The following is a 21,792-nucleotide window of genomic DNA, read 5'->3' on the forward strand; positions in this document are numbered from 1 at the left end:
CATGCCTTATATCCCACACACTCCTGAAGACAGCAAGGCCATGCTTGACGCCATTGGAGTTCAAGATACGCAAACCTTATTTGATGAAATTCCAATGTCTTTGCAATATACAGGATTTCAAAAAATGCCCGCGGGCATCAATGAAATGGATATGTTAAAAGAAGCACACAAGCTGGCAAATAAAAACCGCAATGGAATCTGTTTTATGGGCGCCGGATGCTATGAGCACCATATTCCTGCAGTAGTGTGGGATATTGCCTCTCGTGGTGAATTCTTAACTGCCTATACCCCTTACCAGGCAGAAGCCAGCCAGGGTACGCTGCAATTGTTATATGAATACCAAACCATGATTTGCGAATTAACAGGCATGGAAGTATCCAACGCCTCAATGTATGATGGTGCAACCGCACTTGCTGAAGCCATTTTAATGGCCGTACGTGTTAATAAACACAGTAAAACAAATCGCGTATTAATCATGGGGACCATCCACCCTCTTTACCGTGAAACCATTGAAACCATTTTGCGTAACCAACACATTGAAGTCATTACTTTGCCTTTTGATGCGAAGCAAGGCATTACTTCTCTGTCCGCCCTGGAACAATATACAGGGGAAGATATTACGGCCCTGGTTATTCCGCAGCCTAATTTCTTTGGCTGCCTGGAAAAAGTCGATGAACTCAGTGACTGGGCGCAGCAAAATAAAACAATCAGTGTCGCTTGCGTCAATCCTGTATCCCTTGCTTTATTAAAACCACCGGGAGCATGGGGAAAACATGGAGTAGACATTGCCTGTGGTGAAGGTCAGCCTTTAGGTGCACCGATGGCATCAGGCGGTCCGTATTTTGGTTTTTTAAGCACCCGTATGGCGCATGTACGCCAAATGCCCGGACGGTTAATTGGGTGTACTGTTGATAAAGATGGGAAAAGAGGGTTTACCTTAACCTTACAAGCACGTGAACAACATATACGGCGCGCCAAGGCAACTTCCAATATCTGTACTAATCAGGGTTTGTTGGTTACAGCAGCTACCATCCATATGAGTCTCTTGGGTGCAGAAGGATTACGCCAGGTTGCTAGCCAGTGTCACCATAATACCCATGAGCTGGTAGACGCTTTAACACAGATTGAAGGGGTAGAGCAGGTTTTTAATGCACCATTCTTCCATGAAGCTTTGCTTAAGCTCGATAAGCCTGTAGGACAGGTATTAAAACAATTGGCTGATGCAGGGATCACTGGCGGTTATACCCCAGAAATCCATTACCCGCAATTGGCAAATACCCTTTTAATTTGTGCCACAGAAATGCGCACTGAAGAGGAAATTGCCTTTTATGCCAAAACGTTGAAATCCATCATGTCTCAACGAGGTGACTCATGTTTGTAATTCAGCTAACGTATTTAGTTCCCCTAAGCGAGGTAGATAAGTACCTGCAGGCGCATCGAGAATTCCTTGATTATTATTATAAGCAAGGATTACTGCTGGTCTCAGGTCCGATGAAACCCCGTACTGGCGGAATTATCATCGCAGCGACCACTGATCGGGAATACCTCGAATCCATATTTAAAAAAGATCCTTACTATCTGGCAGAGATAGCAGAGTATCAATTTATCGAATTTACCCCGGTTAATCATCGCGCCGAACTTAAAGAATTTATTCAAAAAATGGAAGGCAAATTATGTTGATTTTTGAATTATCTAAAAAAGACCGTCAGGCAACAGCGCAAGCGCCTAAAATATCAACCAGCAAATACGCCATTCCTGCTGAATTGCAGCGAAAAACGCCGCCCCAAATGCCTGCCTGTTCCGAATTACAAGTGGTAAGGCATTTTACGCGTTTGTCTCATAAAAATTTTTCAATCGACAGCAATTTCTATCCTCTAGGATCATGCACTATGAAATATAATCCTCGAGGCGTGCATAAAGCGGCATCCCTGCCGAATTTCCTGAGTCGCCATCCTTTGGCTACTGAAGAGAACAGCCAGGGTTTCCTGGAACCTTTGTTTCACTTGCAAGAACATATTGCCGAGATCACCGGCATGGCAGGGGTTTCCCTAACGCCCATGGCCGGCTCGCAAGGAGAGTTCGCGGGCGTGGCGATGATTAAAGCCTATCATCAATCCCGAGGTGATACAGCCCGGGATGAAATGCTCATACCTGATGCGGCCCACGGGACAAATCCTGCTTCTGCAGTGATGTGCGGTTTTAAGATTGTTGAAATAGCAACTGCCGCGGATGGCGATATTGATCTTGAGGAATTAAAAAGCAAACTGGGACCAAGAACAGCCGGCATTATGCTTACCAATCCTTCAACTTTAGGCTTATTTATGCGCCAAATTAAAGAAATCGCCGCGCTGGTGCATCAGGCAGGTGGTTTATTGTATTATGACGGCGCCAATCTCAATGCCATTTTGGGAAAGGTAAGGCCTGGAGATATGGGTTTTGATGTCATGCACCTCAACTTGCATAAGACATTCGCCACGCCCCATGGCGGAGGCGGTCCTGGGGCAGGTCCAGTTGCTGTAGGCAAGCGCTTGCTGCCTTTCATGCCCTTGCCCGTTGTAAAAAAAACCGATTCCGGATTTCAATGGGCAACTCACCAGGATTATCCACAAAGCATTGGCCGTCTGTCTTGCTTTATGGGCAATGCAGGCATTTTATTGCGGGCTTATTTTTACATGCGGATACTCGGCAAAGAAGGGTTACTGCGCGTTTCGGAATATGCAACCCTGAATGCAAACTATCTGCTAAAAGAGCTCACTAAAGCAGGATTCACTGCAGCATATCCAAGTCGACGGGCTTCCCATGAATTTATTCTAACCTTAAGTCCGGAAAAGAAAATGTATGGGGTTACAGCCATGGATTTTGCCAAACGGTTATTGGATTATGGGGTCCATGCTCCAACTACTTACTTCCCCTTGCTCATTCCGGAATGTCTGCTGATTGAACCTACAGAAACCGAAAGCAAAGAAGAACTGGATCACTTCGTACAGGTAATGAAAAAGATTAGGGAAGAAGCAGCTGCAAACCCTGATTTGCTCAAGGATGCACCTCATACCCTCCCGGTTAAACGCCTTGATGATGTAAAAGCGGCGCGAGAACTGGATTTAAATTATTTCGCGCATGAAAAAAGCCAATGATTATTCTATGAGTAACTTCAGGGGTTCCGCTTGTGGAACTCCTGAAATTCATTGATTTTCTCTCCAAGATCAAAGCAAGTTGATATTCTTTTTAAAGCACATCGAGTAGGTCTTGTACATCAATCTTATTCGGTCTATAACTATAAAATAGATAAGATAATTTAGGCTTCATCTACTGCACCCAATGATCTGCCCCATGATGGCGGGATTTATAAAAATGGTTAAGGAATATAAAGTGCCGCAAAAGAACCTTACAGTTCTCCACTTTCTTTTACAAGACGTACAAGTCTGTATGGATTTGGCCTATTTAGAGAAAATTCTTCCCTTGCCTTTGCTTGAAACTGTTCCCGCCTGCCCGGTCTATTTTGTAGGTTTAATGAATCTTAAAAATAAATGCATCCCCGTACTTGATTTGGCAATTTGTACTGGGCTGCTCCGCGAGGAAATATATCCTTTAAACATTCCCATTCTGCTTTGTTCCAATGGAATACACCAGGTAGGTCTGATTGTCGATAAAGTATTGGGATTGAACACGGTCGATGAAAAACATATCGAAGTTCATGAGGAATTTACAAGCAGTAATTCCCCTTTTTATGGGGCTGTCACTCTAGAAACCGGGGTTTCACTATTGCTCGACATTAATTGGGTTTTTGCCCTTAATCTGGCACAACCCGTCGAGTACAGCCAAGAGTAATATAAATGGGTAATATATTGAATGAAATAAAAAAACTTGAGCCCTCTTTCATGGAATTAATCCATAATCGTTATGGATTGGTAATTCATGTCAATCAAGCCCAGGAATTATTAAAAACTATCGCTACCGCATGCAATAAATTTAATTATCAACCGCAGGATTATTTGGAACAGTTAAAAAAATGCTCCAGTAATTCATCGTTGCTCGCTGATCTGGTCGCAGCAATTACGGTAGGTGAAAGTTATTTTTTTCGCGACAAAAACCAAATGGAATTACTGCAAAAAAAACTCTTGCCCGATTTGATAAACAAAAAATCAAAAGAGTTTACCTTAAAAATTTGGAGTGCCGGGTGTTCTTCAGGCGAAGAAATCTATAGCATTGCCATGTTGCTTGCCGAACTTATACCCAATATTGATATTTGGGATCTCTGTTTGTTAGGCACTGATATCAATACTACTGCCCTGCAAAAAGCAGCCGCAGCGACTTATGGCCAATGGTCGATGCGCGCGATCCCTGAAAAATACTTGCAACGTTATTTTGTAAAAAAAGATCGTACTTATACCCTTTCCCCCGAGATTTCTAATCTGGTCCAATTTAAATACCTTAATTTATGTGACAACACCTATCCTTCTATAATTAATGGAATATTTGAAGTTGATTTAATCTTATGCCGCAATGTGCTAATTTATTTTGATAATGAGCTTGCAGCAAAGATTATGAGGAAAATGAGTGTTTGTATGTCTGCAAACGCTTATCTTCTACTCGGTGCATCCGATCCAATTGTGACTGCCGGAACCAATCTTGTTTTTCATCATGATGGTGCTATCTATTTCTCACTGGATAACAGTGGTGAACCCAAAAAGGATTTTGAATGATGATTAAAGAACAAAAGCATGCTTCAACATTGATGCCTAAGAGCGAGGCAGCACTCAAGATCCTCCAGGAAAGGGCAAAAGTACTTGCAAAAGAGGAACTAAATACCAGCGACAATCATGGGATTCCTTTTGTTCGTTTCCAATTGGACGAAAATGAAAACTATGGAATTGCATACCAGTACATTCAGGAAATTGTGCATCAGCCCACCATGGTTCTCCCCCCGTTAGTGCCCAATTTTGTTGCTGGAGTTATCAACTGGCGAGGTGCATTAATTACCGTGGTCGATCTGATTAAATTTTTTCATCCACAGGCTGCAATCCCTGATGAAAAACGGGATAAGGGATATATTATGGTAGTCAAGTCCGATACGATAACCCTGGGGTTACTCGCTCAGCATATTGAAGGCAGCGCCCTTTATCTACCGAATCAGCTCTCGGCTCCCCTATCCTCTGCCCATGTTACAAATCCGGAATATATTCTAGGATTAGATCAGGCGGTCACTGCAATCATTAATGTGGAATCATTGCTAACCAGTGTAAGTAAAGAAATAAAAATGCGTTTATACAAGACAGGAGATGTTCATGGAAACTAATGGGAATAAACGAGGTTTTTTCATTACAGTTCGTGCCCGCTTATTTATTGGCTTCATGACCCTTAGTTTGCCTTTGTTAATATTAATTTTGCTTTTACTGCCCAAGGTAAACACGATTGTCATTCTGACCCAAAAAATTCATGAAGAAAATTTACCCCAGATACTGGATAGCCAAATTTATCAGGTGCAAGACATTCTTGAACATTGGGCAATGACCGGAGACCCATTGGATAAGCCTCGCTTTAAACGCTTATGGAATGAAATCAATACTGTGCGCGATCAGTGGGATAAGGTGGTGCATATGCTGGATGATAAAAATCTGCAGCAACAATGGGACAAGCTGCAGGAATTGTATATGCCGCTTTATGAGGCAGAGATGTCAATAATGGATTCCAATCGGGATCCAAACAATCAAAACAATGTGGAAAACAGTCGATATAAAACCAAAGATATTGTCCACCAAATGATTAATCTCATTGATGGTACCTATTCTCCAGACAACCAGAAACGAGTAGGCGGAATTTATAAGATTTTATCCAAAGACATAGAAAAAAACGCAGAAACAATTAATAAGAACTTAATCTCACTAAAGCACTCGGCATTTTGGTTGCTAATCTTGGCCATTTTTCTAACTATGGTTGTTCCTTTCCTTACTCTGCGGGCTATGGCGATTCCATTAGATAAGGCCATTAATATCGCCGAACGGATTGCTGCGGGGGAACGCAATATCGAGATCCAAATCCCCTCTGCAGACAAATTGGGTAAATTGCTTTTATCTTTAAAAACCATGCAGGAAGCGATTAAAAAAAATGAGGAAATTCTCCGTAACAAAGAAGAGGAATCTCGTGACTTATTTGAAAAATTAGTGAATTCATCGAAAAAATTCAGCATCCATAGCAGTAAAGTTGCTGCAGGAGATCTCAGAGAACGGCTTGAAATTGATAAAGAGGATATCCTGCAGGATTTAGGCAGAGATTTAAATGCCATGACCGATGGCCTGGCTTCCATTACGAAAAAAATTACCACCGTGAGCAATGACATCGTCAATATGGTTGGAACTGTACTTTCGTCTGCGAACGAACAAGCAGAAAGCATTACCTCACAAGCCTCCGCCATTAATGAAATCAGTGCTTCATTGGAGGAAATAGACAAGAGCTCGAAACAAACTATGGCCAAAGCACAAGCATTGAGGGAAGTGGCTAAAAATACCTATGAGCAAGGAAAACTCGGGACCGAATCAGTCGAACAAAGCATTCATGGGATTAAAGCTTCCGAAGAAAAAATGAAGCTTATCGCACAAACCATTCTTGATTTAAGTAATCACACCCAGCAAATTGGCGACATTACCTCGGTCGTAAATACGCTGGCGCAACAATCAAAAATGTTAGCCTTAAATGCATCCATTGAAGCATCAAAAGCAGGGGAAGCCGGAAAAGGTTTTGCCGCGGTGGCTACAGAAGTAAGAAATCTTGCCGAACAATCAGAACAGTCAACCGTACAGGTACAAAAAATTCTTGAAGACATTCGGCGCACGACTGAAAAAGCAGTCACTGTTACTGAAGAAGGAACAAAAACTTTGGATTCCGGAACAAAGCTCATTGAGAAGGCGGGGCAAGTCATTCAAACGTTAAGTAAAATGATTAATGAAGCTTCGATTTCAAGCCAGCACATTGAGGTAGCAATTCGCCAGGAGACGGTAGGTATTGAGCAAATTGTGGAAAGCATGAACGAAATAAACCGCACCACCTCTACTTTTTCCAGCGGAATAAAAGAAATGATGGCGTTTATTCAGAGTTTGGACAACATCGCCAAGCATTTAAAGGATGACATCAATATTTATAAGGTTTAGGAGCACCTATGACTCCGGACGATAATTTATTAAAACAGTTACTTGAAACATTCGGTACCGAACTTGAATCATTGCTGAAGGTCATTAGCGACAATCTAAATAAAATTGAGCGTGGCGCTTCTGGTGATGATTTGGATCATATCATGGAAGAAATATCGCGTGCGGGGCGCAATATTAAAGTTTCAGCACTTTCTGTCGGTATGGATGACTTGGGGAAAATGGCAGAGTACATCGAAAAGCTGTTCGCTTCTGCTCAAAGGGAAGCCTCCCCGGATCGCATGAATTTAGCATCTCGCGCAGTCGAGGGAATGCAGGAACTGTTTCATAATTTTATAGATAAAAATCCGCGTCCAACAGCTCTGGATGAGTTATTCCGTCAGCTGCAACAAAGTCTGGCGCATAAGGACAAAGAGGAAACCCACCTGAACGAAAATTTTGCCGGATCAGCCCCTCCTGAGACCACAAGCCCAACCCTGGATAACGAGTTTATAAAAAAAATTGTTGAAACCTTCAAAGCAGAACTCCAGGAAAATTTAATTACCATTACCGATGGATTGCTGAAGCTTGAAAAAGAAACTCTATCCGACCAGGATTTTCAAAAGGTGCTCGAAGAAATTTTTCGTGTAGCCCATAACATTAAAGGCTCTTCACGCGGTGTAGGGGCCAATGACGTTGGTGAAATTGCTCATCATATAGAAACCCTATTTGCCGCCATCCAGAAAAAAAGTCTCCCTGTGTCCCCTGAACTTATAAATCTTTGTCTGCAATCCATCGATTTTATGAATGAAGCAATGCAATGCTACAGCGCGCAAAAACCTTTGTCCTTTGATTTAAAAAACCATTTGCTGCAATTAGAATACTATTTTGAATCACCTACCCACAAAATATCATCTCCCCCGCAATTACCGGAGGAGCACAAAGCAGAACCCCAGAAAATTTCCAAACCCGCACTCCCGGCCAAAGCAAATGAGTTTGAAACACTACGTGTTTCTTTGCAAAATTTGGACAATGTTTCATTTTATATGGAAGAAATTCAAACCATCAAAATCGCTATTGAAGAATATTTTTGCAGATTAAACAAAATGAATTTCAAAATAGGTGATCTTTTACAATCATGGAAAAAAAACCGGGCTTATTTAAAAAATCTCGCTCACGATAAAATCGAAGCGATAGATTCCTTGTTCTCCGACAATCTGCATGAATTAACTGAAATCAATAGCACTATCCGCTTCATGCAGCGGGAAATGAATATGTCCCTTAACGAATTTTCCCTTTTGATCAATGCACTGCAAGATGAGATCCGCACCCTGCGTCTGGTTCCAGTCACCACGCAATTACGTTATTTACCACGCCTCGTACGGGATTTGGCTCATGAGCTAAATAAACAAGTCAATCTTGAAATAAACAGTAATGATGTAAAAATTGATAAAATAATTCTCGATGGCTTGAAAGATCCTCTGGTACATCTTTTACGCAACGCCATTGATCATGGCATAGAAAACGTAGGGGTTCGAAAGGCAGCGGGTAAAACAGCGGAAGGAAATATTCTCATCAATGTGAATCAGGAAGACAACCAGATAGTATTCAGGATAATTGATGATGGGAGAGGGATAAAGACGGAGGATTTGATTCGCGTTGCCCTGCAAAAAAACATAATAACCCAAACCGAACTGGAAAACATGAAAGAAAAAGACATCTACGATCTTATTTTTCGCCCCGGATTTTCTACACGGGAAATTGCAACAGATATTTCAGGTCGTGGCGTAGGTTTGGATGTGGTACGCTCGAATTTACTCCGTTTAAAAGGTCAAGTCAGTGTGAACAGCCAACCCGGGAAAGGAACCATTTTTTTTCTGAAAGTCCCGCTTACATTGGCTACCGAGCGAGGATTAATTATTTCATGCAGTGAGCAAATTTTTGTGCTGCTTACCAGTTCGATAGAAAGTGTGATGCTGGTGAAAAGGCAGGAAATCAAGAATGTTGAAGGAAGTCCTGCTGTCCTTGTCAAAGAACAACCAGTTTTGTTATGCTCTTTATCTAAGTTACTGCACCTTAAAGAAAAAAAACAGAACACAAATGAAAATGTCTCTGTTGTTGTAATCAAAAAAGATGCTGATCGTATTGCCTTGCTTGTCGATGAAATTCTTGGTGAAAGAGAAATTGTACTTAAACCTTTGCAAGAACCACTTACACATATTCCTGCGATCATAGGGGCTACTCTGACAGGCAGCAATCAAATAAATTTTGTATTAAATTCCTCGGAGCTGATGAAGAGGATGCTGCTAGTGAACTATTACCCATGATTAAAATTTTAATTGTTGACGACTCACCAACGGAAGCTGCATTAATTCAACACATCATCGCTGCTGAAAAAGACATGCAAGTCATTGGTGTAGCCAAAAATGGTCAGGAAGCAATTGAATTGACTTCAAAATTGAATCCTGATCTCATTACTATGGACATTCAGATGCCCGTCATGGATGGACTTGAGGCAACCCGCATTATCATGGATCAACACCCAACCCCCATTGTAGTGATAAGCTCCTTGGTAAACGATGAATCAATCCACGCAATCTTTCATATTCTGGAGGCAGGTGCACTAACCGCCTTAGCCAAACCAGCAAATGTTTTTTCTCCTTCTTTTGAAGAAAATAGAAATCACATCATCGATATCCTGCGTAGTCTCTCCGACATTCGGGTCATGAAAAAACCGTTGAAAAAACATTTACCTTTTGATGAAAGCAAAAAACATAAGACGGAACATGAGACAGTAAAACATTATGAAGTTATCGGAATAGGCGCCTCAATTGGCGGCCCTATGGCGTTAAAAACCATTCTTTCGCATCTACCCACTGATTTCCCTTTACCGATTATGGTGGTACAACACATGAGCCCAGGCTTTATTCGCGGATTTGCTCAATGGCTTGGGGAAAATATACAGTTGAAAGTAATAAATGCCGTCGATAACGAACCTCTGCAAAAGGGCACCGTGTACATAGCCCCTGAACACAAGCATTTGGAAGTGGAACGGGTTCATGAACAATTGGTATGCAAATTAGTTACCGGAACTCCGGTTTCCGGTTTTTGTCCTTCGATTACCCGCTTACTGCAATCCATTGCCCGGGTTTGTGGAAAAAAAGCGATCGGCATCTTGCTCACTGGCATGAGTGATGATGGCGCCGAAGGGTTGCTGGAATTAAAAAAAGCCCATGGGCATACCTTGGTGCAAAACCAGGAAAGCTCTATAGTATTTGGAATGGGAGCTGTTGCCCAGTCAATGGATGCCGTCGATCACGTCATTAGCCTGGAGCAAATAGCAGGTTATTTAACTAAAATTTGCACCACTGAGAACAGGTAGGCCCCATGGAAAAAGAAAATCCCGTGATTTTGGTTGTAGATGACAGCGCGACCATGCGGTTAATCACCTGTGATGCACTCATCAAAGTTGGTTTTAACGTCATGCAGGCGGAAAATGGCGAAGCCGCATTATCCCTCCTTAAAAGCGCCAAACCTGATGCGATTTTGCTGGATGTCGAAATGCCTGGCTTGAACGGTTTTGAAGTATGTGCCGAAATTCGAAAATTACCTGATTGGCGTTATCTTCCAATAATGATGGTTACCGGTCTGGAAGATTACGAATCCATAAATAAAGCCTTCCAGGTGGGCGCTACAGATTTTACAACTAAACCTATTAACCCTACCTTATTGGGATATCGCGTACGTTATATGGTGCGCACCAACTCCTACTTTCAGGAATTGCAGATTGCTGAGCAAAAAGTCCGGGCGCTCAATGATGAGCTTCTCGATAAATTGGTCGAAATCCAGCAAAATGCCATTGCCGTAGCACGCTTTGTGCCCCAAGATTTCCTTAAAGTGCTGAACCGTAAAAATATTGCTGACATAAAACTCGGCGATTGTGTAGAAAAAGAGATGACGGTTCTCTTTCTCGATATCAAATCATTTACCACGATGGCTGAGCGGTTATCCCCTGTTGAAATTTTCAACCTTTTTAATACCCTCATGAGCTATTTGGATCCCGCCATTCTTAAAAATTCCGGACTTATTGATAAATACATTGGTGATGCCATTATGGCATTATTCAACAATGCAGATGATGCAGTTGCCTCCGCATTGGATATGTTGGAAGCCTTGAATACTTTTAATGCAACCAGGGTCCGCGATAATCTCCCCCCTCTTACTGTAGGTATCGGAATAAATACAGGTAATTTAATCGTAGGGACAGTGGGTTTTGAAGAACGGATGGATTGCAGTGTCATCAGTGATGCAGTCAATACAGCTTCTCGCCTTGAAAGTTTAACCCGAAACTTTAATATTGAACTCATAATCGGGGAAGAAACCTACGAGCAATTAAAACGAAAAGAAAAATATAATTTACGCTTCCTGGGTTTAACGGCAGTAAAAGGCAAAACCCTGCCTATCAAAGTTTATGAAGTATTTAATCATAACCCGGCAAACGAGGTGCAATTAAAAAAGGATTCTGCCCCCGTTTTTGCTGCTGCATTGAATCATTATGAAGCCAGGCAATTTGATGAAGCATCTCGGCTTTTTGAACAAATTGTGACCGATAATCCGCATGATTTACCCGCAAAATATTTACTGCAGCAATGCAAGGATAAGATAAATTAACCCAATAACACGAAGGACTAATAAGGCTCAAACAGCTTAGAGTATAATTATTCCTCTATAGTAACCGCCTGTTATTTAGGCTATTATTGAACTTTTTTTATCCTTGGAACATTTTTTGTCATGTACACTGCCATTGTCATCCCTGCCCGTTACGCCTCCACTCGTTTACCAGGAAAGCCTTTGGCAATGATTCGCGGACAAAGCATGCTGCAACGGGTGGTGCAATTATCCCTTGCTGCTGCAGAAGGCTTAAAGAATGTTTCTGTGGTAGTTGCAACCGATGATGCACGAATTATCCGTCATTGCGATGAACTGGGGGTGAGCTCGGTAATGACCTCACCAGAAGCACCCAGCGGGACTGACCGCGTTGCCGAAGCAGTGCGCAGCATGACAAACAAGCCGGATTTTATTTTAAACATGCAGGGCGATGCGCCATTGACTCCCCCTGATTTTTTACGCGCGTTGATTGATGCCTATGCTGCCTCCCCTTGTGATGCCGTGACTCCGGTAACGCAATTGACATGGAAACAACTGGATAATCTGCGTCAAAATAAATTAACCACCCCCTTTAGCGGTACTACAGCCGTATTCCATGAAACAACAGGCAATGCCTTTTGGTTTAGTAAAAATATTATTCCTGCGGTGCGTAAAGAAGAAGAGCTTCGTCAACAAAGCGAACTCAGCCCCGTGTTTCGTCATATTGGTTTATACGGTTATTCACGCGATATGCTTGAACAATTCATTTCTTTACCAGAAAGCCCTTTTGAAAAAATGGAAGGCTTGGAACAATTACGGATTTTGGAAAATGGTTACACCCTCCGTTGCGTTCCGGTTGACTATAAAGGTCGAGCCAGCATGTCCGGCATTGATAGTCCTGAAGATATAGCTCGCGCGGAAGCATTAATTGCCCAATACGGGGAACCCTTAGAAGGCATCTCTTTATGACAACACGTTTGCTCATCGCCCGCCATGGTAATACCTTTGCTCCAGGAGACATTGTCCGCCGGGTAGGGATTACTGATTTACCTTTAGTCGACAGCGGCCTTAACCAGGGTCGGTTACTGGGCGCCTACCTCAAACACCATGATCTTATTCCCGATGTAATCTTTACCTCACAGCTAAAAAGAGCCATACAAACTGCTGAACAAGCTCAAAAGGTGATGGGAACCTGTTTACCTTTGGAAACCCTGGCTATTTTTAATGAAATTGATTACGGGCCAGATGAAAACCAACCAGAAGAGCAGGTAATTGCCCGTATTGGCAAAGAAGCCCTTAAGGCTTGGGAATCCCAGGCCACAGTCCCTGAAGGCTGGAGGGTAAACCCGGATGCGCTTATCCGCAACTGGCTGGATTTTTCCACGCGAATTCGTAAAGAGCATGCAGGAAAAATCTGTCTGGTAGTCACCAGCAATGGCATTGCCCGTTTTTCACCTTATTTGACAGGTGACTTTGCAACATTCAGCGCTCAATTTGGCATTAAAATCGCTACCGGCGCCTTGTGCGTGTTCGCCAACAAGGAGCCTTGTGCAAAATGGCAATGTCTCGCATGGAATGTAAAACCCGCGGAAAAATTGGATTGAACGGTTAGCGGGGTTGCCCCCAGGTTACCATCTTAAATAGCATCAAAATAGTTTTTTAAAGTGTGTTGCACCTCTATATTGAGCGCACCAGAATTTGGATTAATGGCGCTCACTGTATCGCCAAGATAGCCAATTGCCCAAAAGAAAATATTGTTGGTTTCCATATTGGTTTGTAAATAAGGCATGAGGGAATCAGTAAAAAAGGTTTTCCCTTTTGCAGTTTTCCAGGATGCCTCCCCAAGCACAATTGGGTAGCCTGCCCTATATAAGAAACCCCAGGTCCAATCAAACCGTAACTGACTTGGCATCCCAGGCGCTGTTTCCCATCCTGCAACTTCGGCAGGATAAACATGAGGTGAAAAAACCAAATGGCTATTCTGGGCATACTCATCACCCAATAACCAACGCAATGCAGCCTCATTTATGCCCTGATTCAACAATTCATTTTTGAATTTATTTTGATCAAAAACAGCAATGCCTTTTTTAGCTTGTTTTTCATCAAGTAAGGGTTTGAAATCTTCCCCCCAATTTCCTTTAAAAAATACCCGCTCTAACCCGCCACACAAACCAGTATCCGGGGAGTGGCTGTAGCCATTATCATTCACCACCTGCGACTGGGGAACACAAATGACGGGATTATTTGCATCATCATTTCCGGAATCCGGACCTTCAACAAACAACAGCAAATTGGAATTGTTTTTCTGCACTGCATTAGCAGCTGTTGCAATCACCTTGGTCCAGGGTACTTGGGAGTCATGGGTCTTAAACCAGTTTAAACGATAAGGTTCGTTGAAAATATCAATGCCCAAAACATTATCCAGGTTCCTGTTTTTGACTTCTGTGGCTAAAAGGGCAATATCTTTTTCGTACTGTTTCATATCATAAACTGTTCCATCGCGCATTGCATCGCCATACCCTTGACGATGATGGATATCAATCATGACTTTGATGTTTTTCTTTTTTAATTCATTTAAAACGATCCAGAACGCTTGTTTGGGGCTCACTGCTTTTTCACAAGCGCTGCCATTACTTTGCCATGTTTTGCAAAAGATACCGTTGCCTGCATTTGGGGAGGATTTATCGGAAAGCCATTTATTCAAATCGACTTCGTGTTGATCATCATAAAGGACTTCAGGTTGAATGGGTAAGCGTAACGTTTTAAATCGCACCGCAGTACTTCTATCGACTCCTGAATTGGGGAAATTCCATGGATTACTGATCAAATCCATCATTCCAGGGTTAGAGCCCAATGAGGGAATGGCATAAAACGGATTGCTTTGTAACCCCTGGAGAATATTTGTGTCCTGAAATCCTGACCACGACAGACCATCTATATGAACAAGCTGGCCTCTATCGTTGTAAATTTTACTTTCCTGGGTGTGGTAGGGGTAGGCATTGAATGCAAGCATCAATAATAGCCAAGATCCTAAAATACCTATTTTTTTCATTCACTATTCCTCCAAATTAATTCGGGATAATCTTGAAGTGGATGCAATTTAACCTTCGATGCAGAATTCAAGGTCAAAATTTAAATGACTTTTGCAAAAATGTAACCACAGGAAGGTACAAATGAACATTGTGGCAGCCAAGTGGAAGAAGGTAACCTGATTCAACAGTAAACGTTCAGGTTACTCCTTAAAAAGACGCTTAACCTACGTGTGAAAAGCGGCGATCGTTTTCATAGATCGATTTTTTAACCAACTCATCCATATTGGCACCAGGCTCGCAGGATTGATAAACTACTTTTAATGGAGACACATCGACAGTTGACTGGGTTACATCATTTTGTAAATACCCATCAAGATTTCTAAAGGTAAAGTATTTATCGGTAGCAAACTCTTGACATTGGGCCATGGTTTCATCCTGGCATATGGAAAACTTGATTAAATGTTCTGCATGGAAGGGCTCATGACTTTTTGAAAATACATACTGCATGTCGTACAGAACGCTATCGGCGCCAGCACAAAAATAAGAACCTGATTGAAATTTATCATTTTCGAATACATCACTGCGAATGTAGCGGCCTTCGCCGGGTTGCAAACCAGCAAGAGTCACTTTATGAGTTGCTATTTCCTTAGGATTGTCTGCAAAAGCAGAACCTGTTAAAACCAAACCCAATAATACAGAGGCTATTTTCGTCATTCTGTTTTAACTCCTAGTATGAAATAAGATTCTTCGTAATAGTTTTATATCCTTAAACTACTGCAAAGAATGTTAAAAACACCGTAGTTATCTAAAAAAGAGATAACTCACATTGATTTCAGTCCGACATTATACCCTAATTCATACGAATAGTGTAAAAATTTATAAATTAATTCTCATTTTGATCTAAAATTGCTGAAAAATTGGCTAACTGCGGGCAAAAACCAATCAATTCTGGTGAAGCACAGAGTCCGGGAAAAGATTAACATAAATCCTTGCCAGGGTGCATTCATCTGAATAATAAAAAAGCACTTTGCATGCAAAGCTGCAGAAACTCCTCCTTAACCAGCCTGTTCCAAAATTGTTCCTGCAAAACCAGTCATCGCCTTACTTCTTTAATTTTTGGGCATCCTACTGTCCAACTAATTACCATAATGTCAAGTTGCTAATAAGCTTATGATTTTATGCCGAAAAATTACTTTGCTATTAAAAAAAAATGAGTTATAACTCTGACTTACCTGGATCATGGATTGACAGGTAGTTGGGGCAGCATAATGCTGAATATAATTTTTTCATGGAGTGAGAAAATGAACAGTAAAGTATTTTCGCAACGCTTCAATCGCGAATTGGCTTCTTTGGGATTCCCCGAAGAACTGACCGAAAAAATCAAGGCAGTTTCTAAAGTATTTGGTGTTTCACGTCATTTAGCAAATTCTTTAATTTTTGGTCACATACTTCCAAACGGAGAACAACTCCAAAGGATTGCAGAAATTTTAGAGGTCTGTCCACAATGGTTAGGTGGAGCAACTGACCGGAAAAAAACTTACGCAAGCCGGGAAGCCGCAGATAGTGTATAATAGTTAAAGTTGAGATAATTATTATATATTGTACAATGCTGTATCTGAGCCTGATTATCAGGAGTTGGATACAGTAACATAAACAAATTTTTATCTATTTTCGTCGTAAAAAGCCTATTTCGCGGATTATTACCATCATGGAATGCTTAAGTTTTTGTATCGCCAAATCAATTGATTTAGCACGTGTGGACACTTATTTTAAAAACTCTTCAAGTGAATTTACTTCGTTAAAAACACGCGATGTTCTTAAGTTAAGTGCCAATAACAATAAAGATCATACTATATTCATTTTTAAAAATGGTACTGTGGTTTCCTGGGGGATTAAACGTTACCAAATTAATGATTATTTAAATACGATAAAACTTCTGACCGATAAACCCGTTGGAATTTTGGTGCACGATGAATTTCATTATCAAATCAGTGACAAAACCACGATAGAGCCGCACGACTTCTTCGATGTGGATTGCTTAACTATCGAAGATGAGAGTGACGAACTCAAACTCAGTTTGTCTTATGGGTTTTCCCAGTCCGTGAAATTACAATATTTCGAAACGATTATTGATGGGCTCATTGAGAAATATAACCCGATGATCCAAACCCTTTCCTTAACCGGGGAGATGGAAATCAGCCGCACGCAGATACAACAGATTATCGGAGAAATCCTCGGGGCTAAAAGTGAGATGAATTTGATTAGTAACTTCCTTTATCATCCGAAATATTTTTGGCAGCACCCAACTTTAGAAGAACACTTCTCGATGCTGGAGCGTTACCTGCACATCCAAAGGCGTGTTAATGCCATTAACCACCGGCTGGATACCCTAAACGAAATTTTTGATATGTTTAATGGTTATCTGGATAATCGTCATGGTCATAACCTGGAAATTATTATTATCGTTTTGATCATTTTGGAAATCGTAGTTGCGGTATTAAATTTACATTTTTAATAAATTAATTTTAATAAGAGCAAATTAAGACAAAACAAGCTATTCTTTAGAAAAACGAAATATTTTTATTAAATCAATTATGCTGAGTAATACAAATCAACTTACTGAAGATCAAGTCGATGATCTGGAAAAACTAAAAGCGGTCTGCAAAAAAAAAGATGGCAGCGTTCCCAATTTATACACCCATTTACTTACCCAAAAAAGAAATTTACCTACAGTACTGCTGTACTATGATAAACAACAGCTGGCGGCATTCTTAAGTGTTTTTTTCTTTTATGAAGATGCGGTTGAAATCTCACTGCTTGTTCACCCCGATTATCGACATAAAGGCATTGCTAAAAAAATGCTTCACAACATCTTACCCCTTGTGAAGGAACAAGGTTTTTTCAAATTAATTTTTTCCAGTCCCTCGCATTTAAATGACCAATGGTTACCTAGTCTCGGTTTTACCTACATGCACAGCGAATATTATATGGAACGGCATGATTTGAATCCCTTGCTGGATTATAAAAAAAACCTGACTTACCGCACGGCAACAGAGAAGGATATCCCTTTACTTTGTGTTCTGGATGAAGCATGTTTTTATAAAACCCAATCCGAATTAATTCCTCGTTTTGAACACATATTGAGTGATAGAACCTATCAAATCATATTGGCTTTTGAGGACAATCATTTAGTAGGCAAGGCACATATACGTTGGCAAAAACATGGTGCAACCCTTTCTGATATCGCAGTATTGCCGGTTCGCCAGGGGAAAGGTTTAGGGACCGCCTTAATTTCTCACTGCATTAATTATGCTTTAAGTGAAGGCAAGCCCGATCTCAACCTCGATGTAGAAACACACAATCAAAAGGCTCTTAACCTCTACACGCGGTTGGGTTTCCTTACGGAAAACTCATGTGCGTACTGGGAAATTGATCTCGACAAATTACAAAAGCTCATTAAGCCCAAGCATAAAAATTAATTGCATCGGTTTGCTCAAAGCTTCAGCCCCTTTTGTGCAGGGCATGGGTAAACCCGCATTCTGCAAATAAAACCTCTTCAGAGAACTTGACAGGATTTAAACCCCGCCCTTAGTATTGTGCTGAAAAAGCGGAACAACTATTCTCTTCGTTATTTCAGCTTACAAGAAAGCTTCACCTATTAAAATTAAAAGGATCATTGATGAAAAAAAGGGTTGTAATAACCGGCATGGAAATAACCTCCTCCATAGGAACAGGTTTAAGCAAATTCTGGGAGGCTGCAAAGCAGGGGCAATGCGGGATAAAACGCATTCAAAATTATGATCCTTCTTTGTATCCAACACAAATAGGTGGTGAAATTACCGATTTTTCCCTGGACCATCTTCCAGAACTTAATAAAAGCAAACGGTATCCGCGGGTAGCTCAATTTGCGCTTTATTGCACCCATCATGCGATAGAGCAATCGGGACTTACTGTCCAGGAGCTCAGCAAAGCAGGGACCTTCATGGGCACGGGAATGGGGGGCTATCCTGAATCTGAAGCAAGCTATCAATTTTTCTTCGATAATAACTGGAGAAAGATGCAGCCGTTAACTGTGATTCGCGGAATGGCCAATTCCATTGCCAATTTTATAGCCATAGCATTTGGTTTGGGTGGGCCTAATTCAACTATTTCAAATGCATGTATTTCATCAGCTGACGCCATAGGTACTGCCTACCAGCAGATAGCTCACGGTAACATAACTACTGCAATTTGTGGAGGTACGGAAGCCCCTCTGTGGGAATCCATGATGTCCGCGTGGTGCAAATTAAAAGTGATGTCCACTAATAATGAACATCCCACCAAAGCCTGTCGTCCATTTGATTTAAACCGGGAAGGAATGGTGATGGCAGAAGGAGCCGGGATTTTAGTTCTGGAAGAATTAAACCAGGCAAGGGCTCGGGGAGCACCTGTTTTTGCAGAGATTATTGGTTTCGGCTCCAGCTGTGATGCCTTTCATATAACAGCCCCTTCTTCTGAAGGACAGCAACGCGCGCTTCAAGGTGCGCTCGATGATGCAAAACTATCACCGCGAGATATTCAGTACCTGAAAGCCCATGGCACCGGAACCCCTTTAAATGACCGGGTGGAAACGCAAACGATTAAATCATTATTTGGCGAAAGAGCTTATGAAATCCCCATTACTGCACAAAAATCAATGATTGGCCATGCAATTGGGGCATCTGGGGTAATGGAAGTAATTTCCACCTCGCTCAGCCTGCAACATGATTTGCTCCTACCTACGATTAACATAGAAACCCCGGATCCGGAGTGCGATTTGGACTATGTCCCTAATGAAGCACGTAAAAAGACAATTGATATCGTTTTATCCAATCATTTTGCTTTTGGGGGAGCCAATGCAGCATTGATCCTTCGAAGGTATATTAAGTAATTGGGGAGAATAATACGGTCCATCCCGCCCTTACGCTTGCCGCCTTCTCCCTAAGGAGAAGGGATTTCTTAAAAGCGAGCGGGTGGACTAAAAGTTTCTTTCCAGTATTGCGGCAGGGGTGGTGTTTATTTTCCCGCCATTAAAACATATAGCTCAGACTGAATAGTAACTCCGTAGTATATAAATGTGGCATACCGGGGCCTTGGTTCAGGGTCGCACCATCACCTCCCAGATAACTCTTACCCCAATCAGCAAATTCGACGCCCATGCCGACTTGCCAGTGAGGCGTTAACATTTTTTGTACCCCCGCCCCCAGTGTGTATGAAAATGCAACGACGCTTGAAGTAGTAAACCAATAGGTAGGATAAAGAACGGGATCAATGGTGGTGGGAGTCCAATCATGAGAATGATTCCAACCTACCCCAAAGCTTCCGCTAAGATATGGCTGCAGCATAGGAAAACAATTTGAGATTAGCTTGCCTTTAAATTCTGCCCTTACGTGGCTAATTTTATATTGATAGGTATATACATCAGGGACACCATTCACATTTACCGTACCTGATAGGGCTGCATCACTTGCGGCTGCTACTCCCAGACCAAATTGGGCAATAATGTTGGTCGTTCCGATAAAATGTTGCAACCCGAAGAAGAGTTCACCAGTTCCTAACCAATCTGATTTAGAATCAGCAATATAATAATCATTTTGTGGAGGAGGGAAAGGATAGAGATACTGATCTTTTCCTGGATCAGACCACGCAGGTCCACCGCTTACGGTAATAATCGAAGACCATACCTGGGGTAAAACTGGAGCATAGGGATCTTCGAAAGCACATACATTGAGCGAAAAAAAAGCACAAGTCCCTGAAATTAATAATTTTTTAAGCATACATATCCTTTGATTTTTCATCAAGAAACCGAAAGCATCCAGCCTAATTTTATACAGTATTTGGATCGACTTTTCTATACTTCACACATAGCAATTGGAGGTTTCTTGGGTATATAATCAGCTATTTTACAAAAAAAGGCTGACAAATGAGTTATTCACTATGTGATATAGCAAATAAGGTACAAGGGGTAGTCATAGGGGATGACTCAATTGAAGTTTCTTGCTTATCATCTATTGATGAGATTATTCCCGGCAGCCTGGTGTTTGCTGACAGTAAAGAAAATTTAAAATTGGCAGAATCCTCGCAAGCAGCTGCCATATTAGTCAATGGACAAATTTCCAGTTCACAAAAACCCTTAATCCAGGTAAAGCATCCATTTAAAGCATTTATCACCTTGATGCACCATTTCAATCCTCCGCAAAAAATTATTCCGGGCATTCATCCTACTGCCGTCATTGGCGAAGGGGTGCGTTTAGGGAAAGAAGTATTTATAGGACCTTATGTAGTGATTGAGGCCGGCAGTGTTATTGGCGATCACTGCGTTTTGAAAAGTCATATTCATATTGGCCGTGAAGTGACTGTAGGGGAAAATACCACTATCCACTCCCATGTCACTATATACGACACGTGTCACATTGGTTCCCGCGTCATTATTCATGCCTCTACTGTTATTGGTTCGGATGGTTTCGGCTATACTTTTGTTGATGGCAAACATCTTAAAGTTCCTCATATTGGACGTGTTATTATTGAGGATGATGTAGAGATAGGGGCCAACACGGCGATAGACCGCGCCACAATGGGAGCGACTGTTATTGGTGAAGGCACTAAAATCGACAATCTGGTTCAGGTCGCACATTCGGTAAAATTAGGGAAGCATAATATCTTATGTGGCTTTACCGGTATCGCAGGAAGCACCACTTCGGGCAATAATGTGATTTTTGCGGCCAATGTTGGGGTTAGCGATCACGTACGTATTGATGATGGCGTGATATTAGGCGCCCGCACCGGAGTACCACCCAACAAGCATCTGAAAGAGGGAAACATTTATTTGGGAAATCCAGCTCGTCCAAAAGATCTTGCCATTCAACATGAGTTAGGTGTAAATCGAATTCCCCTAATGCGTAAAAACATTAAGGCACTTTCGGAACAAATTGATTTATTGAAAAAACAACTTGCCAAAGAAGAGGCAGAGTAAT

The 21,792-nt window shown here is 41.6% G+C and carries 20 protein-coding genes; 17 read left to right on the forward strand and 3 right to left on the reverse strand.

Features of this window, described 5'->3' with window-relative positions; all coding sequences use genetic code 11:
• Position 1: 1 nt before the first annotated feature.
• From gcvPA to KYQ_RS16315, 12 genes are all read left to right on the forward strand, one after another.
• A complete protein-coding gene (gene gcvPA, locus KYQ_RS16260; RefSeq protein ID WP_010655190.1) occupies positions 2–1,381 on the forward strand; it encodes an aminomethyl-transferring glycine dehydrogenase subunit GcvPA in 1,380 nt (459 codons plus the stop codon).
• A complete protein-coding gene (locus KYQ_RS16265; RefSeq protein WP_010655191.1) occupies positions 1,372–1,680 on the forward strand; it encodes a YciI family protein in 309 nt (102 codons plus the stop codon). The genes gcvPA and KYQ_RS16265 overlap by 10 nt, the downstream gene beginning before the upstream one ends.
• Entirely contained in the window at positions 1,674–3,134 is a 1,461-nt protein-coding gene (gene gcvPB / locus KYQ_RS16270) for an aminomethyl-transferring glycine dehydrogenase subunit GcvPB (protein WP_010655192.1), read from the forward strand. Before KYQ_RS16265 ends, gcvPB begins: the two co-directional genes overlap by 7 nt.
• Positions 3,135–3,369: 235 nt before the next feature.
• Positions 3,370–3,828, forward strand: coding sequence for a CheW domain-containing protein (locus KYQ_RS16275; protein ID WP_231294579.1), 459 nt, complete (start codon positions 3,370–3,372; stop codon positions 3,826–3,828).
• A gap of 5 nt (positions 3,829–3,833) precedes the next feature.
• Positions 3,834–4,703 (forward strand): CheR family methyltransferase, encoded by an 870-nt coding sequence (locus KYQ_RS16280; protein ID WP_010655194.1) that lies wholly within the window; start codon positions 3,834–3,836, stop codon positions 4,701–4,703.
• A complete protein-coding gene (locus KYQ_RS16285; protein ID WP_019350321.1) occupies positions 4,700–5,296 on the forward strand; it encodes a chemotaxis protein CheW in 597 nt (198 codons plus the stop codon). Before KYQ_RS16280 ends, KYQ_RS16285 begins: the two co-directional genes overlap by 4 nt.
• Positions 5,286–7,145: a methyl-accepting chemotaxis protein gene (locus KYQ_RS16290; protein WP_010655196.1), complete on the forward strand. Its 1,860-nt coding sequence runs from the start codon at positions 5,286–5,288 to the stop codon at positions 7,143–7,145. Before KYQ_RS16285 ends, KYQ_RS16290 begins: the two co-directional genes overlap by 11 nt.
• A gap of 8 nt (positions 7,146–7,153) precedes the next feature.
• Complete coding sequence (locus KYQ_RS16295) at positions 7,154–9,448, forward strand: chemotaxis protein CheA (RefSeq protein WP_010655197.1); 2,295 nt, start codon at positions 7,154–7,156, stop codon at positions 9,446–9,448.
• Positions 9,445–10,503: a chemotaxis-specific protein-glutamate methyltransferase CheB gene (gene cheB / locus KYQ_RS16300; protein WP_010655198.1), complete on the forward strand. Its 1,059-nt coding sequence runs from the start codon at positions 9,445–9,447 to the stop codon at positions 10,501–10,503. The genes KYQ_RS16295 and cheB overlap by 4 nt, the downstream gene beginning before the upstream one ends.
• A gap of 5 nt (positions 10,504–10,508) precedes the next feature.
• Positions 10,509–11,792 carry a response regulator gene (locus KYQ_RS16305; RefSeq protein WP_010655199.1) on the forward strand — a complete coding sequence of 428 codons (1,284 nt, stop codon included), beginning with the start codon at positions 10,509–10,511 and terminating at the stop codon, positions 11,790–11,792.
• Between the two features lie 120 nt (positions 11,793–11,912).
• The gene (gene kdsB / locus KYQ_RS16310) at positions 11,913–12,737 is read left to right on the forward strand and encodes a 3-deoxy-manno-octulosonate cytidylyltransferase (protein WP_010655200.1); all 825 of its coding nucleotides are present in this window, start codon (positions 11,913–11,915) and stop codon (positions 12,735–12,737) included.
• On the forward strand, positions 12,734–13,372 hold the full coding sequence (locus KYQ_RS16315) for a histidine phosphatase family protein (protein ID WP_010655201.1): 639 nt from the start codon (positions 12,734–12,736) through the stop codon (positions 13,370–13,372). Before kdsB ends, KYQ_RS16315 begins: the two co-directional genes overlap by 4 nt.
• 32 nt (positions 13,373–13,404) lie before the next feature.
• On the opposite strand, the gene KYQ_RS16320 is transcribed toward KYQ_RS16315, so the two are convergent.
• On the reverse strand, positions 13,405–14,820 hold the full coding sequence (locus KYQ_RS16320) for a cellulase family glycosylhydrolase (RefSeq protein ID WP_010655202.1): 1,416 nt from the start codon (positions 14,818–14,820) through the stop codon (positions 13,405–13,407).
• A gap of 199 nt (positions 14,821–15,019) precedes the next feature.
• Positions 15,020–15,514, reverse strand: coding sequence for a hypothetical protein (locus tag KYQ_RS16325; protein WP_010655203.1), 495 nt, complete (start codon positions 15,512–15,514; stop codon positions 15,020–15,022).
• 587 nt (positions 15,515–16,101) lie between these two features.
• On the opposite strand from KYQ_RS16325, the gene KYQ_RS16330 reads away from it, so the two are divergent.
• From KYQ_RS16330 to KYQ_RS16345, 4 genes are all read left to right on the forward strand, one after another.
• Positions 16,102–16,371 (forward strand): hypothetical protein, encoded by a 270-nt coding sequence (locus tag KYQ_RS16330; RefSeq protein ID WP_010655204.1) that lies wholly within the window; start codon positions 16,102–16,104, stop codon positions 16,369–16,371.
• Between the two features lie 137 nt (positions 16,372–16,508).
• Complete coding sequence (locus KYQ_RS16335) at positions 16,509–17,315, forward strand: RMD1 family protein (protein WP_010655205.1); 807 nt, start codon at positions 16,509–16,511, stop codon at positions 17,313–17,315.
• Between the two features lie 79 nt (positions 17,316–17,394).
• Positions 17,395–18,279 (forward strand): GNAT family N-acetyltransferase, encoded by an 885-nt coding sequence (locus KYQ_RS16340; RefSeq protein WP_010655206.1) that lies wholly within the window; start codon positions 17,395–17,397, stop codon positions 18,277–18,279.
• A 200-nt stretch (positions 18,280–18,479) separates the two neighbouring features.
• On the forward strand, positions 18,480–19,709 hold the full coding sequence (locus KYQ_RS16345) for a beta-ketoacyl-[acyl-carrier-protein] synthase family protein (RefSeq protein WP_010655207.1): 1,230 nt from the start codon (positions 18,480–18,482) through the stop codon (positions 19,707–19,709).
• 139 nt (positions 19,710–19,848) lie between these two features.
• On the opposite strand, the gene KYQ_RS16350 is transcribed toward KYQ_RS16345, so the two are convergent.
• Positions 19,849–20,595, reverse strand: coding sequence for an outer membrane protein (locus KYQ_RS16350; protein ID WP_010655208.1), 747 nt, complete (start codon positions 20,593–20,595; stop codon positions 19,849–19,851).
• Positions 20,596–20,741: 146 nt separating this feature from the next.
• Between KYQ_RS16350 and lpxD the strand changes: the two genes are divergently transcribed.
• Positions 20,742–21,791: a UDP-3-O-(3-hydroxymyristoyl)glucosamine N-acyltransferase gene (gene lpxD, locus KYQ_RS16355; RefSeq protein WP_010655209.1), complete on the forward strand. Its 1,050-nt coding sequence runs from the start codon at positions 20,742–20,744 to the stop codon at positions 21,789–21,791.
• The last annotated feature ends 1 nt before the right edge of the window (position 21,792 follow it).

The sequence above is a fragment of the Fluoribacter dumoffii NY 23 genome (genome assembly GCF_000236165.1).
GTDB classification, from domain to species: domain Bacteria; phylum Pseudomonadota; class Gammaproteobacteria; order Legionellales; family Legionellaceae; genus Legionella; species Legionella dumoffii.

Bases quoted from the DNA above. Each gene is read 5' to 3' on its own strand.
- KYQ_RS16280 (WP_010655194.1), top strand. From the start codon at position 3,834: ATGGGTAATATATTGAATGAAATAAAAAAACTTGAGCCCTCTTTCATG.
- gcvPB (WP_010655192.1), top strand. From the start codon at position 1,674: ATGTTGATTTTTGAATTATCTAAAAAAGACCGTCAGGCAACAGCGCAA.
- KYQ_RS16285 (WP_019350321.1), top strand. From the start codon at position 4,700: ATGATGATTAAAGAACAAAAGCATGCTTCAACATTGATGCCTAAGAGC.
- KYQ_RS16315 (WP_010655201.1), top strand. From the start codon at position 12,734: ATGACAACACGTTTGCTCATCGCCCGCCATGGTAATACCTTTGCTCCA.
- KYQ_RS16290 (WP_010655196.1), top strand. From the start codon at position 5,286: ATGGAAACTAATGGGAATAAACGAGGTTTTTTCATTACAGTTCGTGCC.
- KYQ_RS16330 (WP_010655204.1), top strand. From the start codon at position 16,102: ATGAACAGTAAAGTATTTTCGCAACGCTTCAATCGCGAATTGGCTTCT.
- KYQ_RS16345 (WP_010655207.1), top strand. From the start codon at position 18,480: ATGAAAAAAAGGGTTGTAATAACCGGCATGGAAATAACCTCCTCCATA.
- KYQ_RS16335 (WP_010655205.1), top strand. From the start codon at position 16,509: ATGGAATGCTTAAGTTTTTGTATCGCCAAATCAATTGATTTAGCACGT.
- cheB (WP_010655198.1), top strand. From the start codon at position 9,445: ATGATTAAAATTTTAATTGTTGACGACTCACCAACGGAAGCTGCATTA.
- KYQ_RS16350 (WP_010655208.1), bottom strand. From the start codon at position 20,595: ATGCTTAAAAAATTATTAATTTCAGGGACTTGTGCTTTTTTTTCGCTC.
- lpxD (WP_010655209.1), top strand. From the start codon at position 20,742: ATGAGTTATTCACTATGTGATATAGCAAATAAGGTACAAGGGGTAGTC.
- kdsB (WP_010655200.1), top strand. From the start codon at position 11,913: ATGTACACTGCCATTGTCATCCCTGCCCGTTACGCCTCCACTCGTTTA.
- KYQ_RS16305 (WP_010655199.1), top strand. From the start codon at position 10,509: ATGGAAAAAGAAAATCCCGTGATTTTGGTTGTAGATGACAGCGCGACC.
- KYQ_RS16340 (WP_010655206.1), top strand. From the start codon at position 17,395: ATGCTGAGTAATACAAATCAACTTACTGAAGATCAAGTCGATGATCTG.
- KYQ_RS16265 (WP_010655191.1), top strand. From the start codon at position 1,372: ATGTTTGTAATTCAGCTAACGTATTTAGTTCCCCTAAGCGAGGTAGAT.
- KYQ_RS16295 (WP_010655197.1), top strand. From the start codon at position 7,154: ATGACTCCGGACGATAATTTATTAAAACAGTTACTTGAAACATTCGGT.
- gcvPA (WP_010655190.1), top strand. From the start codon at position 2: ATGCCTTATATCCCACACACTCCTGAAGACAGCAAGGCCATGCTTGAC.
- KYQ_RS16320 (WP_010655202.1), bottom strand. From the start codon at position 14,820: ATGAAAAAAATAGGTATTTTAGGATCTTGGCTATTATTGATGCTTGCA.
- KYQ_RS16325 (WP_010655203.1), bottom strand. From the start codon at position 15,514: ATGACGAAAATAGCCTCTGTATTATTGGGTTTGGTTTTAACAGGTTCT.